Raw genomic sequence first — 17491 nt, 5'->3', positions numbered from 1 at the left:
GGCCTCCCGCTCGCTGCACTGCAACACGCTTGATAACAACAATAAAACAAAGCTTTGAGGAGGCTGCATGGCCTTTCACCCAATCGCCGCAGACGATGACGACTGTGCTGTCGGTGTTGCGCGACCGTACGCCTGGATCGTCTTTGCACTGACGTTCGGGCTGTTGATTTCCGATTACATGTCACGCCAGGTGCTGAACGCGGTGTTCCCTATGCTCAAGGGCGAATGGGCCCTGAGCGACGGCCAGCTCGGCCTGCTCAGTGGCATTGTCGCGCTGATGGTGGGGCTGCTGACGTTTCCCCTGTCATTGCTGGCGGATCGCTTCGGCCGGGTCAAGAGCCTGGCGCTGATGGCTTTGCTGTGGAGTCTGGCGACACTGGGCTGCGCAGTGGCGCAGGACTATCAGCAGATGTTCATTGCACGATTCATGGTCGGCGTCGGCGAAGCGGCGTACGGCAGCGTCGGCATCGCGGTGGTGATTTCGGTATTTCCCAAACACCTGCGCGCAACGCTGGCCAGTGCCTTCATGGCGGGTGGCATGTTCGGTTCGGTATTAGGGATGGCGCTGGGCGGTGCAATCGCCGCCAAGCTTGGCTGGCGCTGGTCGTTTGCCGGCATGGCGCTGTTCGGTCTGCTGCTGGCAGTGCTTTACCCGATCATCGTCAAGGAAGCGCGCATTGCGCCGCAACGCGCCTCCCTGGCGGCGAACAAGGCGGCGGCAGCGGTCAAGCGTCCGTTGCGTACGCTGTTTTCCAGCCGTTCGGTGATCGCTGCCTACATCGGCAGTGGCTTGCAACTGTTCGTCGGCGGCACCGTGATTGTGTGGATGCCCAGTTACCTCAATCGTTATTACGACATGGCCACGGACAAGGCGGGCGGTGTCGCGGCGATCATCGTGCTGTGCAGCGGTGCGGGGATGATCCTGTGCGGCATGCTCAGCGATCGACTGTCGCGCCATTCGCCGGAGCGCAAAGTCACTTTGGCCATCACCTATTGCCTGGGCAGTTGCCTGTTGCTGTCGGCGGCGTTCGCCCTGCCGGCGGGGCCTGGGCAATTGGCGCTGATCTGCCTGGGTATGTTGATTGCCGCCGGCACGACCGGCCCTTGCGGAGCGATGGTTGCCAACCTGACCCATTACTCGGTCCACGGCACGGCCTTCGCCACGTTGACCCTGGCCAACAACATGCTGGGGCTGGCGCCTGGGCCGTTCATCACGGGCAGGGTGTCCGACCTGATTGGCTTGCAGGCTGCTTTTCAGCTGGTGCCACTGGTCAGCATCGCGGCAGCGGCGGTGTTCTTTTATGCCAAGTGTCATTACCACAAGGACATTGCCCGGCTTAAGGGCGAGCGGGTCAACGATCTGGTGGGCGAATCCGTGTTAGAGGTGAAGTTGTGAGTAGTCGTTTACGTATTGATGTGTTCTTCGATTTCATCTGCCCCTGGTGCCTGATCGGCAAGCGTCAACTGGAGCATGCACAGGTACAGTTTCGCAGTCGCCACCCGGATGTGCAGATCACCACGGTGTGGCATGGCGTGCAGTTGCTGCCTCAGTTGCCGGTACAGGGTGAGCCCTTCGCCGATTTCTACCGCAAACGTCTGGGCAACGCCGACGCTATGACCATGCGCCAGGCCCAGGTTCAGCAGGCTGCCGCGGCTGTTGGACTGACCATCGACCTCAGCCACATCGAGACGATGCCCAACACCGCAGACGCCCACCGTTTGTTCGAACGAGTCAGCGTACTGGGCAATGCTGCTCAGCGTGAAATGTTGCTCGAACGGCTGTTCAGCGCTTATTTCCGCAAACGCGAAAACCTGGGGTGCCGAGAGACCTTGCTCGCCATTGCCCGCTCCTGCGGCGTCGATACGGACGGGGTGCTCGATTGCCTGAAGGGCGACGCCACGCCGTTCGAAGGCTTCCCTGGCGCGACCAGTGGCGTGCCGAGCTTTCAGTTCGACCGTCGCATGACGGTGATCGGTGCACAACCTGCTCAGGCATTGCTCGGGGCCATGAGCCAGGCACTAAAAGAAAGTGATCACAAGCGGCAACCTGCATGATCCGGCGTATCCCCGTGCCTGCCGGAAAACTCCCACAGGCGGGCGGTCGTGCACTGTTCGAATTCGATGACAAAAGCCTGGCGTTATTCAACGTCGAAGGTGATGTGTTCGCCATCGACGACAGTTGCCCGCACCAGGGCGCCTCGCTGTGTGGCGGGCGTCTTGAGGGGCGGGTGATTCAGTGCTGCGCCCATGGCCTGCGCTTCGATTTGCGCAGCGGTTACTTGCTCAATTCCACCGCAGTCAAAGTCGCCAACTACCCGGTCGAGATCATCGACGGCCAGGCATTCATCGTCATCGTTCCCCAGGAGGCCGCGCCATGAGCGCCATCGCTCTCACCCGTATCCACAGCCGAACGCGCGAATTGGCGCCGGGCTTTATCGTCAGTCTGATCGTTGCAGCGGCTGCGTCCTTTTTGTCCGAGCACTACGGCGCGCCGGTGATGCTGTTCGCTTTGTTGCTGGGCATGGCGGTGAACTTCCTGGCCGGTGACGGTGCCTGCAAGGCTGGCATCGAGTTCACGGCACGTACGGTGTTGCGCATCGGTGTGGCGCTGCTGGGCATGCGCATCACCCTCGAACAGATGGCTGCGCTGGGCTGGAAGCCTGTGGCGCTGGTGGTGATTCTGGTGGTGGTGACCATCGGCGTTTCAGTGATCGCAGCCAAGGCGCTGGGCTTTCAGCGTTTGTTCGGCATGCTCACCGGTGGCGCCACGGCGATTTGTGGTGCATCGGCCGCGTTGGCGCTGGCGGCGGCATTGCCGAACCATCCGCAGAAAGAACGCGCGACGTTGTTCACGGTGATCGGGGTGTCGGCGCTGTCGACCCTGGCGATGATCGTGTACCCGATGATTGCCAACTGGCTGTCGTTGTCGCCACAAGTGGCGGGCGTGTTCCTGGGGGCGACCATTCACGATGTCGCCCAGGTCGTCGGTGCCGGTTACAGCATGTCGACCGAGACCGGCGATACGGCCACGGTGGTCAAGCTGATGCGGGTTGCCATGCTGCTGCCGGTAATCGTCTGTGCCGCCATGATCACCCGCATGCAGGGTGCCGACCCAACCGGCAAACGACCGCCGCTGCTGCCATGGTTCGCCGTCGGGTTTCTGATTCTGGCCTGTATCAACAGCACCGGCTGGGTGGCTCCGGTAGTGCAGGGTTCGGTCAATGAACTGTCGCGCTGGTGCCTGGTGGTTTCCATCAGCGCCCTGGGCATGAAAACCCAGCTCAAGGAGCTGGCAGCGGTGGGCATCAAACCGATCCTGCTGATGGTAGGGGAAACGGTGTTCCTCGTCGTGCTGGTGCTGTTGTTGCTGCGTTGGGGGCTTTAGATTCTGACGCGATACGTTTTATGGCAGGGCTGCACTGCGGTCGACTCCTAGTCGCAGTGGGGCTCCCGACCGGTGTCACAAACGCCGGTTTTTTTGCGGCGACTGTATCAACAGTCGCCGTTTTTTTTGTGTAAGGCCCTGGGGCCTTTTCAGTCGTCCCAGGGTTGCGTGGGGCCGGGAAGGGCGCTCGGCTCGCTGGGTGCCTTGGGTTGTTTTTGCGCGCTGCGCCAAGCCGCCGGCGGCATGCCGAACTGGGTGATGAACCAGCGTGTGAAGGAACTCGCCATGGAGTAGCCGAGCATGTCGGCGATCCGGCCCAACGAGTAATTCGGGTTTTCCAGGTAGCGCAACACCAGGTCACGGCGCACGTCGTTGATCAGGTCGTTGAAGGCGCAGCCGTCGTCTTTGAGGCGACGTTGCAGGGTGCGTACGTTCATGCCCTGGGTCTGGGCAATCTGCTCGATGGTGGCGCGTCCCATCGGCAGCAGCAGGTAGATGGCTTTGCGCACCTCGAACAACATCGAAGGGCCTTCGTGGTTCAGCAGTGAGTCGAGGTAACTCTGGGCATAGCGCGCCATGGCCGGGTCGGCATGGGGGTTGGTCATGTCGAGGCTGGCATTGGGACAGACGATGCCATTGAACTCGCTGCCGAACTCCAGTTTGCAGCCGAACAGACGGCGATGCAGTTGCAGGTTGTCGGGAGGCTGGTGCGTGAAGTTGACGCTGTAGGGTTGCCAGTGTGCGCCGAGCAGGGCGGCGCACAGGCGGAACATCACGCCGATGGCCAGTTCATTGGCTTGTCGGCAGGGCATTGGCGATTCGGTGACCACCTCTTCGCGAATGATCACCATCTTGCCCGCCTCCTCGATGAAGAGGGCCAGCGAATCGTTCATCAGGTGACGGTAGTGCACCAACACTTGCAAGGTGTCACGCAGCGTACGCTGGTGACTGAGCAGCAGACTGACCACGCCGAAGTCCGAGAGCTGACGCGACTCGGCCATGCTCAGGCCGAAACTCTGGCAGCCACTGGCGACGGCCGAATCCTCCAGCAGACGCACGGCGGCATCGATGGGGATGCGATGTTCAGGGGCTTGCAGCTTGGCTTTGCTCAAGCCGACGCCGGCCAGTACATCGCGTGGGTTGAACCCCAGGTACTGAGTAACCTCCAGGTAGTTGGTCAAGACGGCGGCGCGAACAAGCTTGGGCATGCGAAGGTCTTTCCTGGGCCAGTTGCGATTCAAATTTGCGTGGCGACTATATCCAGCACATCAACAATTGAACAGTTGTGAGGTTGGCGAGGGCGCTCGCCCAATGCTGTCCAAAATCACACCGTCGTTGTGCAGCAATCGACGCTCACCCATTGATTACAGTGAGCTGTAGAGAACCTGCGGGGATATTCGACCAATGGTCGCCATGTGCCAACAGCTGGAAATTTGTCATGAAAAGAAAAGTGCCTGACGTCTAATGAAAAGCGCCTCGGGCGGGCGCTCTTTAATGTCAGTCCTACAAAAAGCCCCTGGCGAATAGAGCCAGTCGAGTCATCGAGAAAGCGAAGGTGTTGAAGTGAACAAACTGCAAACTGCAGCAACCGTTCTGATCGTACCGGGTCTGCGCGAGCACGTTGCCGAGCATTGGCAAACGCTGCTTGAAACCAGGCTGTGCAAGGTACGCAGTGTGCCGCCGCTGGACACCGACAAGCTTGATTGCAGCAAGCGGGTCGAAGCGATCCAGCACACACTGGCACAGATCGACGGGCCGGTGATTCTGGTCGCTCACAGCGCCGGCGTGTTGATGGTTGCGCACTGGGCTGCGCGGCACAGTCGGCCGATCAAGGGCGCGCTGCTGGCCGCTCCGCCGGACCTTGATGCCCAATGGCCGCAGGGCTATCCCTCCGCTGAAACCCTGCGTACCCAGGGTTGGGACCCTCTACCCAAAGGCCGGTTGCCGTTCCGCAGTCTGCTGGCCGCCAGTACCAACGACCACCTCGCCAGCCTGGACGCCGCCACGCGCATGGCCGAAGGCTGGGGCAGCGAGCTGCTCAATCTCGGCGAAGTCGGTCATCTCAATCCTGCTGCCGGGTATGGGCACTGGCCACACGCCGAAGCCCTCATCCTCGAGCTGGATCGCTAGTTCAGGCGCCGGTTGGCCCGCGCCATCCGGCATTTGCCCTCATTCCTGAAACCGTAAACCCCTGGAACAAGGGGTTGCGCGAGGGCGGCTGCGCTTAAAACAAATACAAAAAGGCGGAGACAACGCAATGCACAACAATAAGAGTCACGGGTTCGCACCCTCGCGTTACACCTTGTTGGCCTCGGCCATTCTGGCCGCAGCCGTGCCGGTCGCGCAGGCGGTCGAGCTCGACACAGGTAACCCGGACTGGACCGTACGTCTTGATAACACCGTGAAGTACAACTACGGCGTACGCACCGAAAGTGCTGACAAACGCATGCTGGCAACGCCGAACAACAACGACGGCGACTACAACTTCCGCAAGGCCGGGACCAACATCACCAACCGTGTCGACCTGTTGACCGAGATGGATGTGGTCTACCAGAACCACATGGGTTTTCGTGTCAGCGCCGCCGGTTGGTACGACAAGGCCTACGAGAACACCGGTTCCAATTCCAACCCGTTCGTCAACGGCAACGACGCAAGGTCGGGGCTGGTCGCCAACGACCCACGTCTGGCCGCGGTCACCGGTGACAACGTCGGCAACGGCAGCCCGCACCTGAGCAACTATGCCCAGCGTTACTACACCGGTCCGTCCGGTGAAATTCTCGACGCCTTCGTGTTCTACAGCACCGAAGTAGGCGAGGAGTCACTGCTGAGCGTCAAGGCCGGTCAGCACAACGTGTTCTGGGGCGAGACCATTCTCAACCCGGTGCACTCGATCAGTTACGGCCAATCGGGCCTGGACCTGGCCAAACTGGCTGCCTCGCCCGGTACCGAAGCCAAAGAACTGTTCGTTCCGCGTAACCAGTTGTCGATGTCGTTCACCGTCAATCCCGAGTTGACCGTGGGCGCTCAGTATTTCCTCGATTGGGATGCCGCGCGCCTGCCGGAAGCCGGCACTTATTACGGCGGTTCCGATCTGGTCGGTTTCGGTGCGCAATCTTTCCTGCTGGGCAACACCAATGGCGTGGTGCCGGGCAGTCCGCTGGGGTGTGGTCTGGCGCCCTGCAACGGGCTGACCAATGTGCGTCGCGGTCACGACCTGACGCCGGACAAGCGCGGTGACTGGGGCGTTATGGCCAAGTGGTCGCCGGCCTGGCTGGATGGCACCCTTGGCGTTTACTACCGCGAAACCTCGGAAATCCTGCCGCAAGCGTGGCTGGATGCCAGAGGCCTGAGTTCGGCCAACCCCAACGGCACCCGGCCGGCTGGGCAAGTGCCTGCGGTGGTCAATACGCTCAACTCGCTGAGCACCGCCACCTATCAAATGGCCTACGCCGACAACATCAAGATCGTTGGCCTGAGCCTGTCCAAGGATGTGGGCGGGGTGAGTGTGGGTTCGGACCTGAACATTCGTCACAACATGCCGCTGGCCAGTATTCCGGCGATTGTCAGCACTAACAGTCCGCTGGGCCTGGGTGCGGGTCTTGGCCTGTTGCCGGCGCGTACGGCTGCCACCGGTGTGGTGTATGACACCCCGGAGAGGGGCGACAGCATGGCCGCCACCGGCGACACCTTGCACTGGACGCTCAACGGTCTGATGACCATTGCCAAAACGCCGGTGTTCGATTCGGCAACCCTGCTGGGCGAGCTGTATTACAGCAACCTGCTCAAGCTCGATAGCAAGAACGAGGCGCTCTACAAGGGCAAGGACACCTATCGCGGCATCGACCAGCCGACCCGGGACAACTGGGGCGTCGCGGTCAACTTCACGCCGACCTGGTACCAGGTGTTTCCCGGCGTCGACCTCAACGCACCGATGTCCGTCAACGTGGGCCTTGCCGGCGTGTCGCCCGTGTCCGGTGGCGGCGCCAAAGACACCGGTAACTATGCCGTGGGCGTGGGTGCCGTTGTGTACAACAAATACTTCGTTGATCTGAAGTACGTGGACTCCTTCGGCAAGACCGACAAGTGCGACACCAGCGGTCTGAGTACCGGCGCGGCCAATGCCGGCAGCGGCGACGGCTCCACACCCAATGCCTTTAGCGGCAATGAAAACTACGCCTGTTACGGCGGTGGCTACTCAGCCTTCTCCGGTGGGGGGGCCACGACTGAGGACCGTGGCGCCGTTTACCTGACGATGAAAACCACTTTTTGATGCACCACTGATTTGCTCAATGCAAGCAGGAGAATAACAAGATGAAATTCGCAAAAACCGTGTTGGCCGCGTCGCTGGCCATGGTCCTTGCCGCCCAGGCACAGGCCGCTGTTTCAACTCAGGACGCTGCCAAATTGGGCAGCAGCCTGACCCTGGTGGGCGCCGAAAAGGCTGGGAACGCTGATGGTTCCATCCCCGCCTATGAAGGTGGCCTGACCACGCCGCCGGCCAGTTTCAAATCCGGTGACAGCATGCGTCCGGATCCCTTCGCCAACGAAAAACCGTTGCTGGTGATCGACGGTAAAAACGTCGATCAGTACAAGGGCTTGCTCAGTGCAACCACGGCGGAACTGGCCAAACGTTTCCCGAGCTTCCACGTCAATGTCTACCCGACCCACCGCACCGTTTCGCTGCCCAAAGCCATCCTCGACAACGGCGTGAAGAATGCCAGCGGCGCCAAGTCCCTCGAAGGCGGTTTGGCCATCGATAACGTGCTGCCGGGCGTGCCGTTCCCGATCCCGCAGTCGGGCAACGAAGCGATGTGGAACTTCCTGCTGCGCTATCAAGGCGTGAGCATCAATTCCAAGTACGACTCCTGGAACGTTGACTCCGCCGGCGTGCCGAGCCTGGCGACTACCGGCCAGGCGTTCATTTCCTATCCGATCTACGAAAACCTCGCGCAGCCGATCAGCAGCGCCGACGTGTACTACCAGATGAAGCTGTCCTATACCGGCCCAGCGCGCCGGGCCGGTGAAGCGGTGATGCTCAAGGACGCCGCCAACCCGCTGCAGCAACCGCGCCGCGCCTGGCAGTACTTGCCTGGCCAGCGTCGGGTCAAACTGGCACCGAACCTGGCCTACGACACGCCTAACCCCGGCACCGCTGGCGCGGGCACCTACGACGATGTTTTCGTGTTCAACGGTGCACTGGATCGCTACGACTGGAAGCTGGTGGGCAAGCAGGAAATGATCGTGCCGTACAACACCTACAAGCTGACCTACGCCCAGGATCCCAAGTCGCTGACCACCGCCAATCACCTGGCTCCCGATTACGTGCGTTGGGAAAAACACCGCGTCTGGGTGGTGGAGGGCAACCTCAAGGCCGGCGCCCGACACATCTATCAGAAGCGTCGCTTCTACCTCGATGAAGACAGCTGGACCGCTCTGGCCTCTGACCAATACGACGCCCGTGGTCAGCTGTACCGTGGCTCCTTCGCGTTCCTCAGCCAGAGCTACGACAAGCAGATCCCGGATTCCACGCCCTTCATGATCTACGACCTGGTGGGGGGCTCCTACAACATCAACGGCGTGGTCGGGCCTTACGGCGGCATCAAGTACATCGATCCGCTCTCCAAGGCGCAATGGTCGTCGGAATCCCTGGCCGGCAGCGGCATTCGCTAAGCCAAACGCAAAAAAGCGTCCGCAAAGTCCACGGCTCACAAGGCGTGGACCGTGCGGCGGTCGGTGCACGCCGATCGTCGCGGGCGCCAGGTGTGAACGTCAGACACACGGATGTGTGTCCCGGCGCGGTTTTCCGAAGAGGACGCGGTATGTGTTCGTATAAGAATTATTTGCAGGTGGCGTTTGGGGTTGTGCTCGGCCTGTTGCAGGGCGCCACCCACGCGGCCGATTACGTCGATGTGCTGGACCTGCCCGCCAGGGTCAGTGCCTTGGCCATCAACAGTCCGTTGTCCGGCATGGCCCGCGCCGGTGAGCGCGTGATCGCCGTCGGCCAGCGTGGCCATATTCTGTTTTCCGATGATGCCGGTCAGCACTGGCAGCAGGCCGCGGTGCCGGTCAGTGCCGACCTCAATGCCGTCAGCTTTCCATCCGCCACCCAGGGCTGGGCAGTGGGCGGCGACGGTGTGGTGTTGCACAGCAACGATGCAGGTGCGACCTGGCGCAAGCAACTGGACGGCCGCGAGATCGGGGCCTTGTTGGTCAAGCATTACGGTGCGTTGGCCAGTGCCGAACCTGACAACGAACAATGGCCACTGCTGGTCGCCGAAGGTGAGCGCCTGGTGGTGCAGGGCGCCGACAAACCCTTGCTCGATGTCTGGTTCGCCAACGACCGCCTCGGCTATGTGGTCGGGGTGTTCAACCTGATCCTGCGCACCGAAGACGGCGGCCAGAGCTGGACCCCGTTCCAGGACCGCACCGACAACCCGCAGGGCTTTCACCTCAACGCCATCGCCTCCACCGGCGATGCGCTGTACATCGCCGGTGAGCAGGGCTTGTTGCTGAAATGGAATGACGCCCAACAGCGCTTCGCCGCTGTGCAGACACCTTATCAAGGCAGTTTTTTCGGTGTGCTCGGCAAACCCGGGGAAGCGCTCGTCTACGGCTTGCGCGGCAATGTGCTGCGCAGCACCGATGGCGGTCTCAGCTGGACCCCGCAGGACACTGGCCTGCACGTCAGCATCACCGCCGGCATCGTCGATGCGCAAGGTGATTACCGCTTGTTCACTCAGGGCGGGCAGATGCTGGTGAGCCAGGGCGCCGGTGCGCAACTGCACTGGTTGCAGCAAGCCGAACCGGTTCCGGTGACGGGCGTCATGCGCGCCGCCAACGGTGCGCTGGTGGTGGTTGGCAGCCGTGGTGCACGGACGCTGTCCGTTGAATAAGCCCTCGAACCCTTAGAGCGAGAACCCAGACATGGGCCATATCAAACAAGAAACCATGCCGGTGATCCGCGATCTGCGGGACTTCGACCGCCAATCCGGCAATCGGCTGGAGCGGCTGGTGTTCAACTACCGTCCGCTGTTCATGCTGCTGATGGCGCTGGCCACCGTGGTGTTGGGCTACATGGCCGCGACTCGCCTGGAGCTGCGTCCAAGCTTCGAGAAAATGATTCCGCAGAGCCAGCCGTACATCCAGAACTTCCTGGAAAACCGCCAGTCGCTGCGCGGTTTGGGCAACTCGGTGCGGGTGGTGGTGGAGAACACTCAGGGCGATATTTTCGACCCTGGCTATCTGGATGTGCTCAAGCAGGTCAATGACAAATTGTTCCTCACCGAAGGCGTCGATCGCGCCTGGATGAAGTCGTTGTGGAGCCCGGCGGTACGCTGGACTGAAGTCACCGAGGAAGGGTTCCAGGGTGGCCCGGTGATGCCCGATACCTATGAGGGCAAGCCTGAGCAGATAGAACAGCTGCGCCAGAACATTTCCCGTGCCGGCATCGTCGGCAGCCTGGTGGCCAGCGACTACAAATCGAGCATGCTGATCGTGCCGCTGCTGGACAAGGCCACGGCCAGCGGTCAGCGCATCGACTACCACGCCTTTTCGCAGATGCTCGAGGAGCAGTTGCGCGACAAGATCGAATTCGCCGGCGACAGCGCTGCACGCAAGGCCGGGGAGGAGGGTAAGGGCCAGTACAAAGTCCGGGTGATCGGTTTCGCCAAACTGATGGGCGACCTGATCGACGGGCTGATTCAGGTGATGATGTTCTTCGGCCTGGCCGTGGTCACTTCGCTGATCATCATTTACGCTTACACCCGATGCGTTCGCAGCACCTTGCTGGTGGTCGGCTGCTCGTTGATCGCGGTGGTCTGGCAACTCGGCATCGTCGCCTGGCTCGGCTATGCCATCGACCCGTATTCGGTGCTGGTGCCTTTCCTGATCTTCGCCATCGGCGTGTCCCACGCGGCGCAGAAGATGAACGGGATCATGCAAGACATCGCCCGTGGCACCCACAAACTCATCGCCGCACGCTACACCTTCCGCCGTCTGTTCATCGCTGGCGTCACCGCGCTGCTGGCCGACGCCGTCGGATTCGCGGTGCTGATGCTGATCGATATTCCGGTGATCCGCGACCTGGCGATCACCGCCAGTATCGGTGTGGCGGTGCTGATTTTTACCTCGCTATTGCTGATGCCGGTGGCGCTGTCTTATGTCGGCGTCGGCACCAAGGCGGCCGAGCGTGCGCTGAAAATCGACACCCGCGCAGAAGGGCACAAAGGCTTCGGCAAACTGTGGGACTTGCTCGACCGTTTCACCACGCGCAAGTGGGCCACGGGGGCGGTATTGGTCGCAGTGCTGATGGGCATCGGCGGCTTCATTGTCAGCCTGCAACTGAAGATCGGCGATCTGGAAAGTGGCGCACCGGAGTTGCGTGCCGACTCGCGTTATAACCGTGACAACGCCTACATCACCAGCCACTACGCGCTGTCCAGCGACCTGTTCGCGGTGATGATCAAGACTGCGCCGGAAGGCTGCTTGAACTACAAGACGCTGGTCCTCGCCGACCGTCTGGCCTGGGAACTACAGCAGTATCCGGGCGTACAGGCCACGGCTTCGTTGGTCAACGCGGTGCGCCAAATCACCGCCGGCACCTACGAAGGCAACCCCAAGCTCAACAGCATCCAGCGCAATCAGGACGTGCTGAACTACGCCGCGCAACAAGCTTCGGTCAACTCTCCGGAGTTGTTCAACACCGATTGTTCGCTGATGCCGGTGATCACCTTCCTCAAGGACCACAAGGCCGAGACCCTGGATGCCGTGGTGGGGATCGCCGAGAAATTTGCCCGGGAGAACAACAGCGAAGATCGCCAGTTCCTGCTGGCGGCAGGGTCGGCCGGGATTGAGGCAGCGACCAACATCGTGGTGCGTGAGGCCAATCGCACCATGCTGCTTTACGTCTATGCCGCGGTGACGTTGTTCTGCCTGATCACCTTCCGCAGTTGGCGCGCAACCCTGGTCGCCCTGTTGCCACTGGTGCTGACCTCGATCCTTTGCGAGGCATTGATGGTGGCCATGGGCATTGGCGTGAAAGTCGCGACCCTGCCGGTGATCGCATTGGGCGTAGGCATCGGCGTGGATTACGCGTTGTACCTGCTCAGCGTGCAATTGCATTACCAGCGCCAGGGCTTGCCGCTGTCTCAGGCTTACCGCAACGCGGTGTCGTTTACCGGCCGGGTCGTGGGCCTGGTGGGCATCACCCTGGCAGCCGGCGTGGTGTGCTGGGTCTGGTCGCCGATCAAGTTCCAGGCCGACATGGGCATCCTGCTGACCTTCATGTTTCTGTGGAACATGCTTGGCGCGCTGGTGCTGATTCCTGCCCTGTCGTACTTCCTGCTGCGTCACCCCGTTGCGCAAGCCCAAGTGGCGCAAGCCGCTGAAACCGATACCTCTCAACGCCAGGGCATGCCGCATGCCCTGACCACTTCCGAGTAAGCCAACCATGTCTGATTACAAAGCTCCTTTGCGCGATATGCGCTTCGTACTCAACGAAGTCTTCCAGGTGTCCCGGCTATGGGCCCAATTGCCTGGCCTGGCCGAGGTGATCGATGAAGAAACAGCCGCTGCGATCCTTGAAGAGGCCGGCAAAATCAGCGGTGAAGTTATCGCACCGCTGAACCGCAGCAGCGACGAGCAGGGCTGCACCTGGAGTAACGGCGCGGTCCAGGCGCCGGACGGTTTTGTCGCGGCCTACCAGGCATTCGCCGCCGGCGGTTGGGTGGGTGTTGGCGGCGATCCGCAGTTCGGCGGCATGGGCATGCCCAAGGCCATTTCGGCTCAGGTCGAGGAGATGGTCAACTCGGCAAGCCTGTCGTTCGGCCTGTACCCAATGCTGACCGCCGGCGCGTGCCTGTCGATCAATGCCCACGCCAGTCAGGAACTCAAGGAACGCTATCTGCCGAGCATGTACGCCGGCACCTGGACCGGTTCCATGTGCCTGACCGAGGCGCATGCCGGCACGGACCTGGGGCTGATACGCACCCGTGCCGAACCTCAGGCCGATGGCAGTTTCAAGATCAGCGGCAGCAAGATCTTCATCACCGGCGGCGAGCACGACCTGACCGAAAACATCATTCATTTGGTGCTGGCCCGGTTGCCGGATGCACCGGCTGGTCCCAAGGGGATTTCGCTGTTTCTGGTGCCCAAGGTGCTGGTCAATGCCGACGGCTCGCTGGGCGAGCGCAACGCGCTGTCCTGCGGTTCCATCGAGCACAAGATGGGCATCAAGGCCTCCGCTACGTGCGTGATGAACTTTGACGGGGCGACCGGCTGGATCATCGATGCGCCGAACAAGGGCCTGGCGGCGATGTTCACCATGATGAACTACGAACGTTTGGGCGTGGGTATCCAGGGCCTGGCGTTGGGTGAGCGTTCGTACCAGAACGCCGTCGAATACGCCCGTGACCGCCTGCAAAGCCGTTCGCCGACGGGCGCGCAGAACAAGGACAAAGCGGCCGATCCGATCATCGTGCACCCGGATGTGCGGCGGATGCTGTTGACCATGAAGGCCTTGAACGAAGGCGGGCGGGCGTTCTCCAGCTACGTGGCTCTGCAACTGGACACCGCCAAGTACAGCGATGACGCGGCAACCCGCAGCCGTGCCCAGGAACTGGTGTCGCTGCTGACCCCGGTGGCCAAGGCGTTCCTCACCGACATGGGGCTGGAAACCACGGTGCATGGCCAGCAGATCTTCGGCGGCCACGGTTACATCCGCGAATGGGGCCAGGAGCAACTGGTACGCGATGTGCGCATCACCCAGATCTACGAAGGCACCAACGGTATCCAGTCACTGGACCTGGCCGGGCGCAAAATCGTCGGCAGCGGCGGGGCGCTGTACCGGCTGTTCGCTTCAGAAATCCGCAACTTTACCGCCAATGCCTGCGCTGACCTCCGCGAGTTCACCCAACCGTTGAACGCCGCCGTCGACACCCTCGACGAACTGACCGCATGGCTGCTGGACCGAGCCCAGAACAACCCGAATGAAATCGGCGCGGCTTCGGTCGAGTACCTGCACGTGTTCGGCTACACCGCGTACGCCTATATGTGGGCGCGAATGGCCAAAGCTGCCATGAGCACGCATTCCAAAGACGATTTCTACGCCAGCAAACTGGCCACCGCGCGCTTCTACTTCGCCCGTCTGTTGCCACGCATCCACTCGTTGAGTGCATCGGCCAAGGCTGGCAGCGAATGCCTCTATCAATTGGACGCAGCGCAGTTCTGAGCCCACGTAAAAAGGACCGGGAACCACAACCATGATGGCGACAAAAATAATTCCGCCCGCCGACGGCGCCTATGCCTATCCCTTGCTGATCAAGCAATTGCTGCTGTCCGGCGTGCGCTACGAGCCGGGCAGGGAAATCGTCTACGCCGACAAACTGCGCTACAGCTACCAGACCCTCAATCAGCGGATCCGTCGGCTGGCCAACGCCTTGACCGCTGCCGGCGTCAAGGCGGGTGATACCGTGGCCCTGCTCGACTGGGACAGCCATCGCTACCTGGAATGCTTCTTTGCCGTACCGATGATCGGCGCGGTGCTGCATACCGTGAACATCCGTCTTTCGCCGGATCAAGTGCTCTTCACCATGAACCATGCCGAGGATGACCTGGTGCTGGTACATGATGATTTCCTGCCGCTGGTAGAACAGATTCACGGACGGCTTGAAACCGTCAAAGGCTACCTGCAGCTCACGGACGACACAGCCACTCACACGTCGTTACCGGTGCTGGGCGAATATGAAAACCTGTTGGCCGGGTCGGCAGATCAGTACGACTTTCCCGATTTCGATGAAAACTCCGTCGCGACCCTGTTCTACACCACGGGCACCACTGGCGACCCTAAAGGCGTGTATTTCACCCACCGCCAGCTGGTCTTGCATACCTTGAATGCGGTGGGCACTTTGGGCGTCTATCAGGGGTTGCCGTTGCTGCGTTCCGATGATGTCTACATGCCGATCACACCGATGTTTCACGTGCATGCCTGGGGTGTGCCCTATGTCGCCACCCTGATGGGGATCAAGCAGGTCTACCCCGGGCGCTACGAGCCCAACAGCCTGGTCAGGCTGTATCGAGAGGAGAAGGTGACGTTCTCCCACTGTGTGCCGACCATTCTGCAAATGATCCTGAACTGCGAGGAAGCGGCACAGACACGTTTCGATGGCTGGAAAATGCTCTTGGGCGGCAGCGCGCTGACATTAGGTATTGCCAGCGAAGCGAGCGCCAAAGGTATTCAGGTGCACAGCGGCTACGGCATGTCGGAAACCTGTCCGTTGCTGTGCCTGACTTACCTGCGCGACGAAGACCTTGCTCAATCCACGCAAGCCCAACTGGCCACCCGCATCAAGACCGGCACACCGGTGCCGATGGTCGACCTGAAAATCATCGATGCCAGTGGCAATGAGGTTGCCCATGACGGCGAGTCTCTGGGCGAGATCGTGGTGCGCGCGCCCTGGCTGACCCAAGGCTATTTGAAGGAGCCCGAAAAGGGCGCCGAGTTGTGGCACAACGGCTGGCTGCACACCGGCGACATGGCCTCTATCGACCCGTTGGGTGGAGTGGAAATCAAGGATCGCATCAAGGATGTGATCAAGACGGGCGGGGAGTGGATCAGCTCGCTGGAACTGGAGAGCCTGATCAGCGAACACTCGGCCGTCATGTCGGTCGCAGTCGTGGGCATCGCCGATGAACAATGGGGCGAACGGCCGATGGCGCTGGTGGTGTGCGAGCCCGGGCAGTATCTCGATCGCAAGATCCTGGAGACGCACCTGCAAGGGTTCGTCGAGCGTGGCCGCATCAACAAATGGGCGATCCCCAAGCAGTTCAAGTTCGTCGCCGAAATCCCTAAAACCAGCGTCGGGAAGATTAACAAGAAGCTCATCCGGGAAAGTGAATTGGGCTGAAAAAGGTGCGGTTTGGGGGGGCTGCGTCAACCCTGATCACACGTCGCCAGGTGTTCTCTTTCGGATCAGCTGCTTTAAGGAACTGATGACTTGTCGGTGAGCTGCGCGGCGGACCACGGTGCGGGTCAATGCGCGAATATCGTGTTCGGAAGCACGGCTCACCGACGCCTCGATTGGAGGTGACTGATGGCATCACTGACGACAAAAACCGTAGAGAAAATAATCAGGGTCGGGTTGGCGCGGAAAGACGCAATTGGCGTATCACTACGGTATCGCATAGACCTTGAACAGCTTTTTGGCCATGTCGCTGGCGCCACCCAGGTATTTGTCGAATGCCTGCTCAATCTCGCCGGAGCGGTACATTTCACTCAGCGTGGTGTCGACCAGCAAACGGAAGTTTTCATCGTCTCGATCCACCGCCATTGCAGTCGGTGCGTACTCAAAAATACGCTCCAGTAGAACCAGGTTTCCTGCAGAGTAATTTGTACTGAGGAGGTTCTTGAGCATCATGCGTTCAGCGAAGAAGGCATCGGCTTTGCCTTCGGCAACCAGTTTAAGGCCTGCGTCAGTGTTCTCTACTGTGACCAGAGTGGCTACCACTCCGAGTAATTGCATCTGCTGACGGATCCACGTCTCGGTGACGCCGCCAACGATGGTGGCATAGGTTTGGTTGGACAGTCCATGATTGACAGTCGCTCGCCACGTTGGCCCGGTATGAGCCACCTTGCCATTAAGCACATTGAGCAACGCCTCTGATGCATCCTGGCGCACCACGGCCGAGAGTCCGGCCGTGTAGATCGGTACCGAGTAGCTCACAGCCTCGCGTCGCTCCAGTGTGGGGGGCGTCGGCGTACAAAGAATGTCGATCTTCCCCGAGCTGACGGCGCTTATCTCGTCGGTGACCGTGACGGGCTGGTAACGTATTTGCAAACCGGGCAAACCCAACTTGGTCTTGACCTTGTCGGCGATTTTCAGACAGAGATCGATGGCATAACCGCCGGCTTTATCGGCTGCCTGGACGCTAAAAGGTGCGAAGTCCGGCAGGTAGCCGAGGGTAAAGGTGTTGCTCGCCCGCACGCGTTCAAGCGTATTGGCATCAGCCAGTACCGGTGCCAGCGTGAGCAGGCAAACGAGCAGCAGGTTGTTGGCTTTGGTCAGTTTCACGTTCATATCCTGGTTCCCCGAATTCAGAGGTTTGTGCAGT

General features: G+C 60.8%; 13 protein-coding genes. 11 read left to right on the top strand and 2 right to left on the bottom strand.

Translation table 11 applies throughout. The features are described 5' to 3' along the window. Window positions 1-67: 67 nt before the first annotated feature. The 4 genes from KW848_RS14065 to KW848_RS14050 are packed head-to-tail and all read left to right on the top strand — an operon-like array spanning window position 68 to window position 3385. Window positions 68-1396 carry an MFS transporter gene (locus KW848_RS14065; RefSeq protein ID WP_218537205.1) on the top strand — a complete coding sequence of 443 codons (1329 nt, stop codon included), beginning with the start codon at window positions 68-70 and terminating at the stop codon, window positions 1394-1396. Beyond that, complete coding sequence (locus KW848_RS14060; protein ID WP_218537204.1) at window positions 1393-2055, top strand: DsbA family protein; 663 nt, start codon at window positions 1393-1395, stop codon at window positions 2053-2055. Before KW848_RS14065 ends, KW848_RS14060 begins: the two co-directional genes overlap by 4 nt. After that, window positions 2052-2378: a Rieske 2Fe-2S domain-containing protein gene (locus tag KW848_RS14055; RefSeq protein WP_218537203.1), complete on the top strand. Its 327-nt coding sequence runs from the start codon at window positions 2052-2054 to the stop codon at window positions 2376-2378. The genes KW848_RS14060 and KW848_RS14055 overlap by 4 nt, the downstream gene beginning before the upstream one ends. Beyond that, the gene (locus KW848_RS14050) at window positions 2375-3385 is read left to right on the top strand and encodes a YeiH family protein (protein ID WP_192407849.1); all 1011 of its coding nucleotides are present in this window, start codon (window positions 2375-2377) and stop codon (window positions 3383-3385) included. The genes KW848_RS14055 and KW848_RS14050 overlap by 4 nt, the downstream gene beginning before the upstream one ends. Window positions 3386-3534: 149 nt before the next feature. Here the strand turns inward: KW848_RS14050 and KW848_RS14045 are convergent, their stop codons facing one another. Next, window positions 3535-4593, bottom strand: coding sequence for an AraC family transcriptional regulator (locus tag KW848_RS14045; protein WP_192407850.1), 1059 nt, complete (start codon window positions 4591-4593; stop codon window positions 3535-3537). A 355-nt stretch (window positions 4594-4948) separates the two neighbouring features. On the opposite strand from KW848_RS14045, the gene KW848_RS14040 reads away from it, so the two are divergent. The 7 genes from KW848_RS14040 to KW848_RS14010 all read left to right on the top strand — a co-directional run bounded on the left by KW848_RS14040 (window position 4949) and on the right by KW848_RS14010 (window position 16287). Continuing rightward, complete coding sequence (locus KW848_RS14040) at window positions 4949-5515, top strand: alpha/beta hydrolase (protein ID WP_218537202.1); 567 nt, start codon at window positions 4949-4951, stop codon at window positions 5513-5515. Window positions 5516-5642: 127 nt separating this feature from the next. Beyond that, window positions 5643-7655 carry a DUF1302 domain-containing protein gene (locus KW848_RS14035; protein ID WP_218537201.1) on the top strand — a complete coding sequence of 671 codons (2013 nt, stop codon included), beginning with the start codon at window positions 5643-5645 and terminating at the stop codon, window positions 7653-7655. 41 nt (window positions 7656-7696) lie between these two features. Continuing rightward, entirely contained in the window at window positions 7697-9055 is a 1359-nt protein-coding gene (locus KW848_RS14030) for a DUF1329 domain-containing protein (RefSeq protein ID WP_218537200.1), read from the top strand. Window positions 9056-9204: 149 nt separating this feature from the next. Continuing rightward, the gene (locus KW848_RS14025; protein WP_218537199.1) at window positions 9205-10278 is read left to right on the top strand and encodes a YCF48-related protein; all 1074 of its coding nucleotides are present in this window, start codon (window positions 9205-9207) and stop codon (window positions 10276-10278) included. Window positions 10279-10309: 31 nt separating this feature from the next. Further along, complete coding sequence (locus KW848_RS14020) at window positions 10310-12826, top strand: RND family transporter (protein WP_218537198.1); 2517 nt, start codon at window positions 10310-10312, stop codon at window positions 12824-12826. A 7-nt stretch (window positions 12827-12833) separates the two neighbouring features. Beyond that, entirely contained in the window at window positions 12834-14612 is a 1779-nt protein-coding gene (locus tag KW848_RS14015) for an acyl-CoA dehydrogenase C-terminal domain-containing protein (RefSeq protein ID WP_218537197.1), read from the top strand. A 31-nt stretch (window positions 14613-14643) separates the two neighbouring features. Beyond that, the gene (locus KW848_RS14010; RefSeq protein WP_218537196.1) at window positions 14644-16287 is read left to right on the top strand and encodes a fatty acid--CoA ligase; all 1644 of its coding nucleotides are present in this window, start codon (window positions 14644-14646) and stop codon (window positions 16285-16287) included. Window positions 16288-16551: 264 nt separating this feature from the next. On the opposite strand, the gene KW848_RS14005 is transcribed toward KW848_RS14010, so the two are convergent. Further along, entirely contained in the window at window positions 16552-17457 is a 906-nt protein-coding gene (locus tag KW848_RS14005; RefSeq protein WP_218537195.1) for an amino acid ABC transporter substrate-binding protein, read from the bottom strand. Between the last annotated feature and the right edge of the window lie 34 nt (window positions 17458-17491).

The organism is Pseudomonas sp. PDM25, assembly GCF_019219045.1.
In the GTDB taxonomy this organism is placed as follows: domain Bacteria; phylum Pseudomonadota; class Gammaproteobacteria; order Pseudomonadales; family Pseudomonadaceae; genus Aquipseudomonas.
Note: the sequence above shows the minus strand (reverse complement) of the source record. Positions and strands in the feature narration are given on the sequence as shown.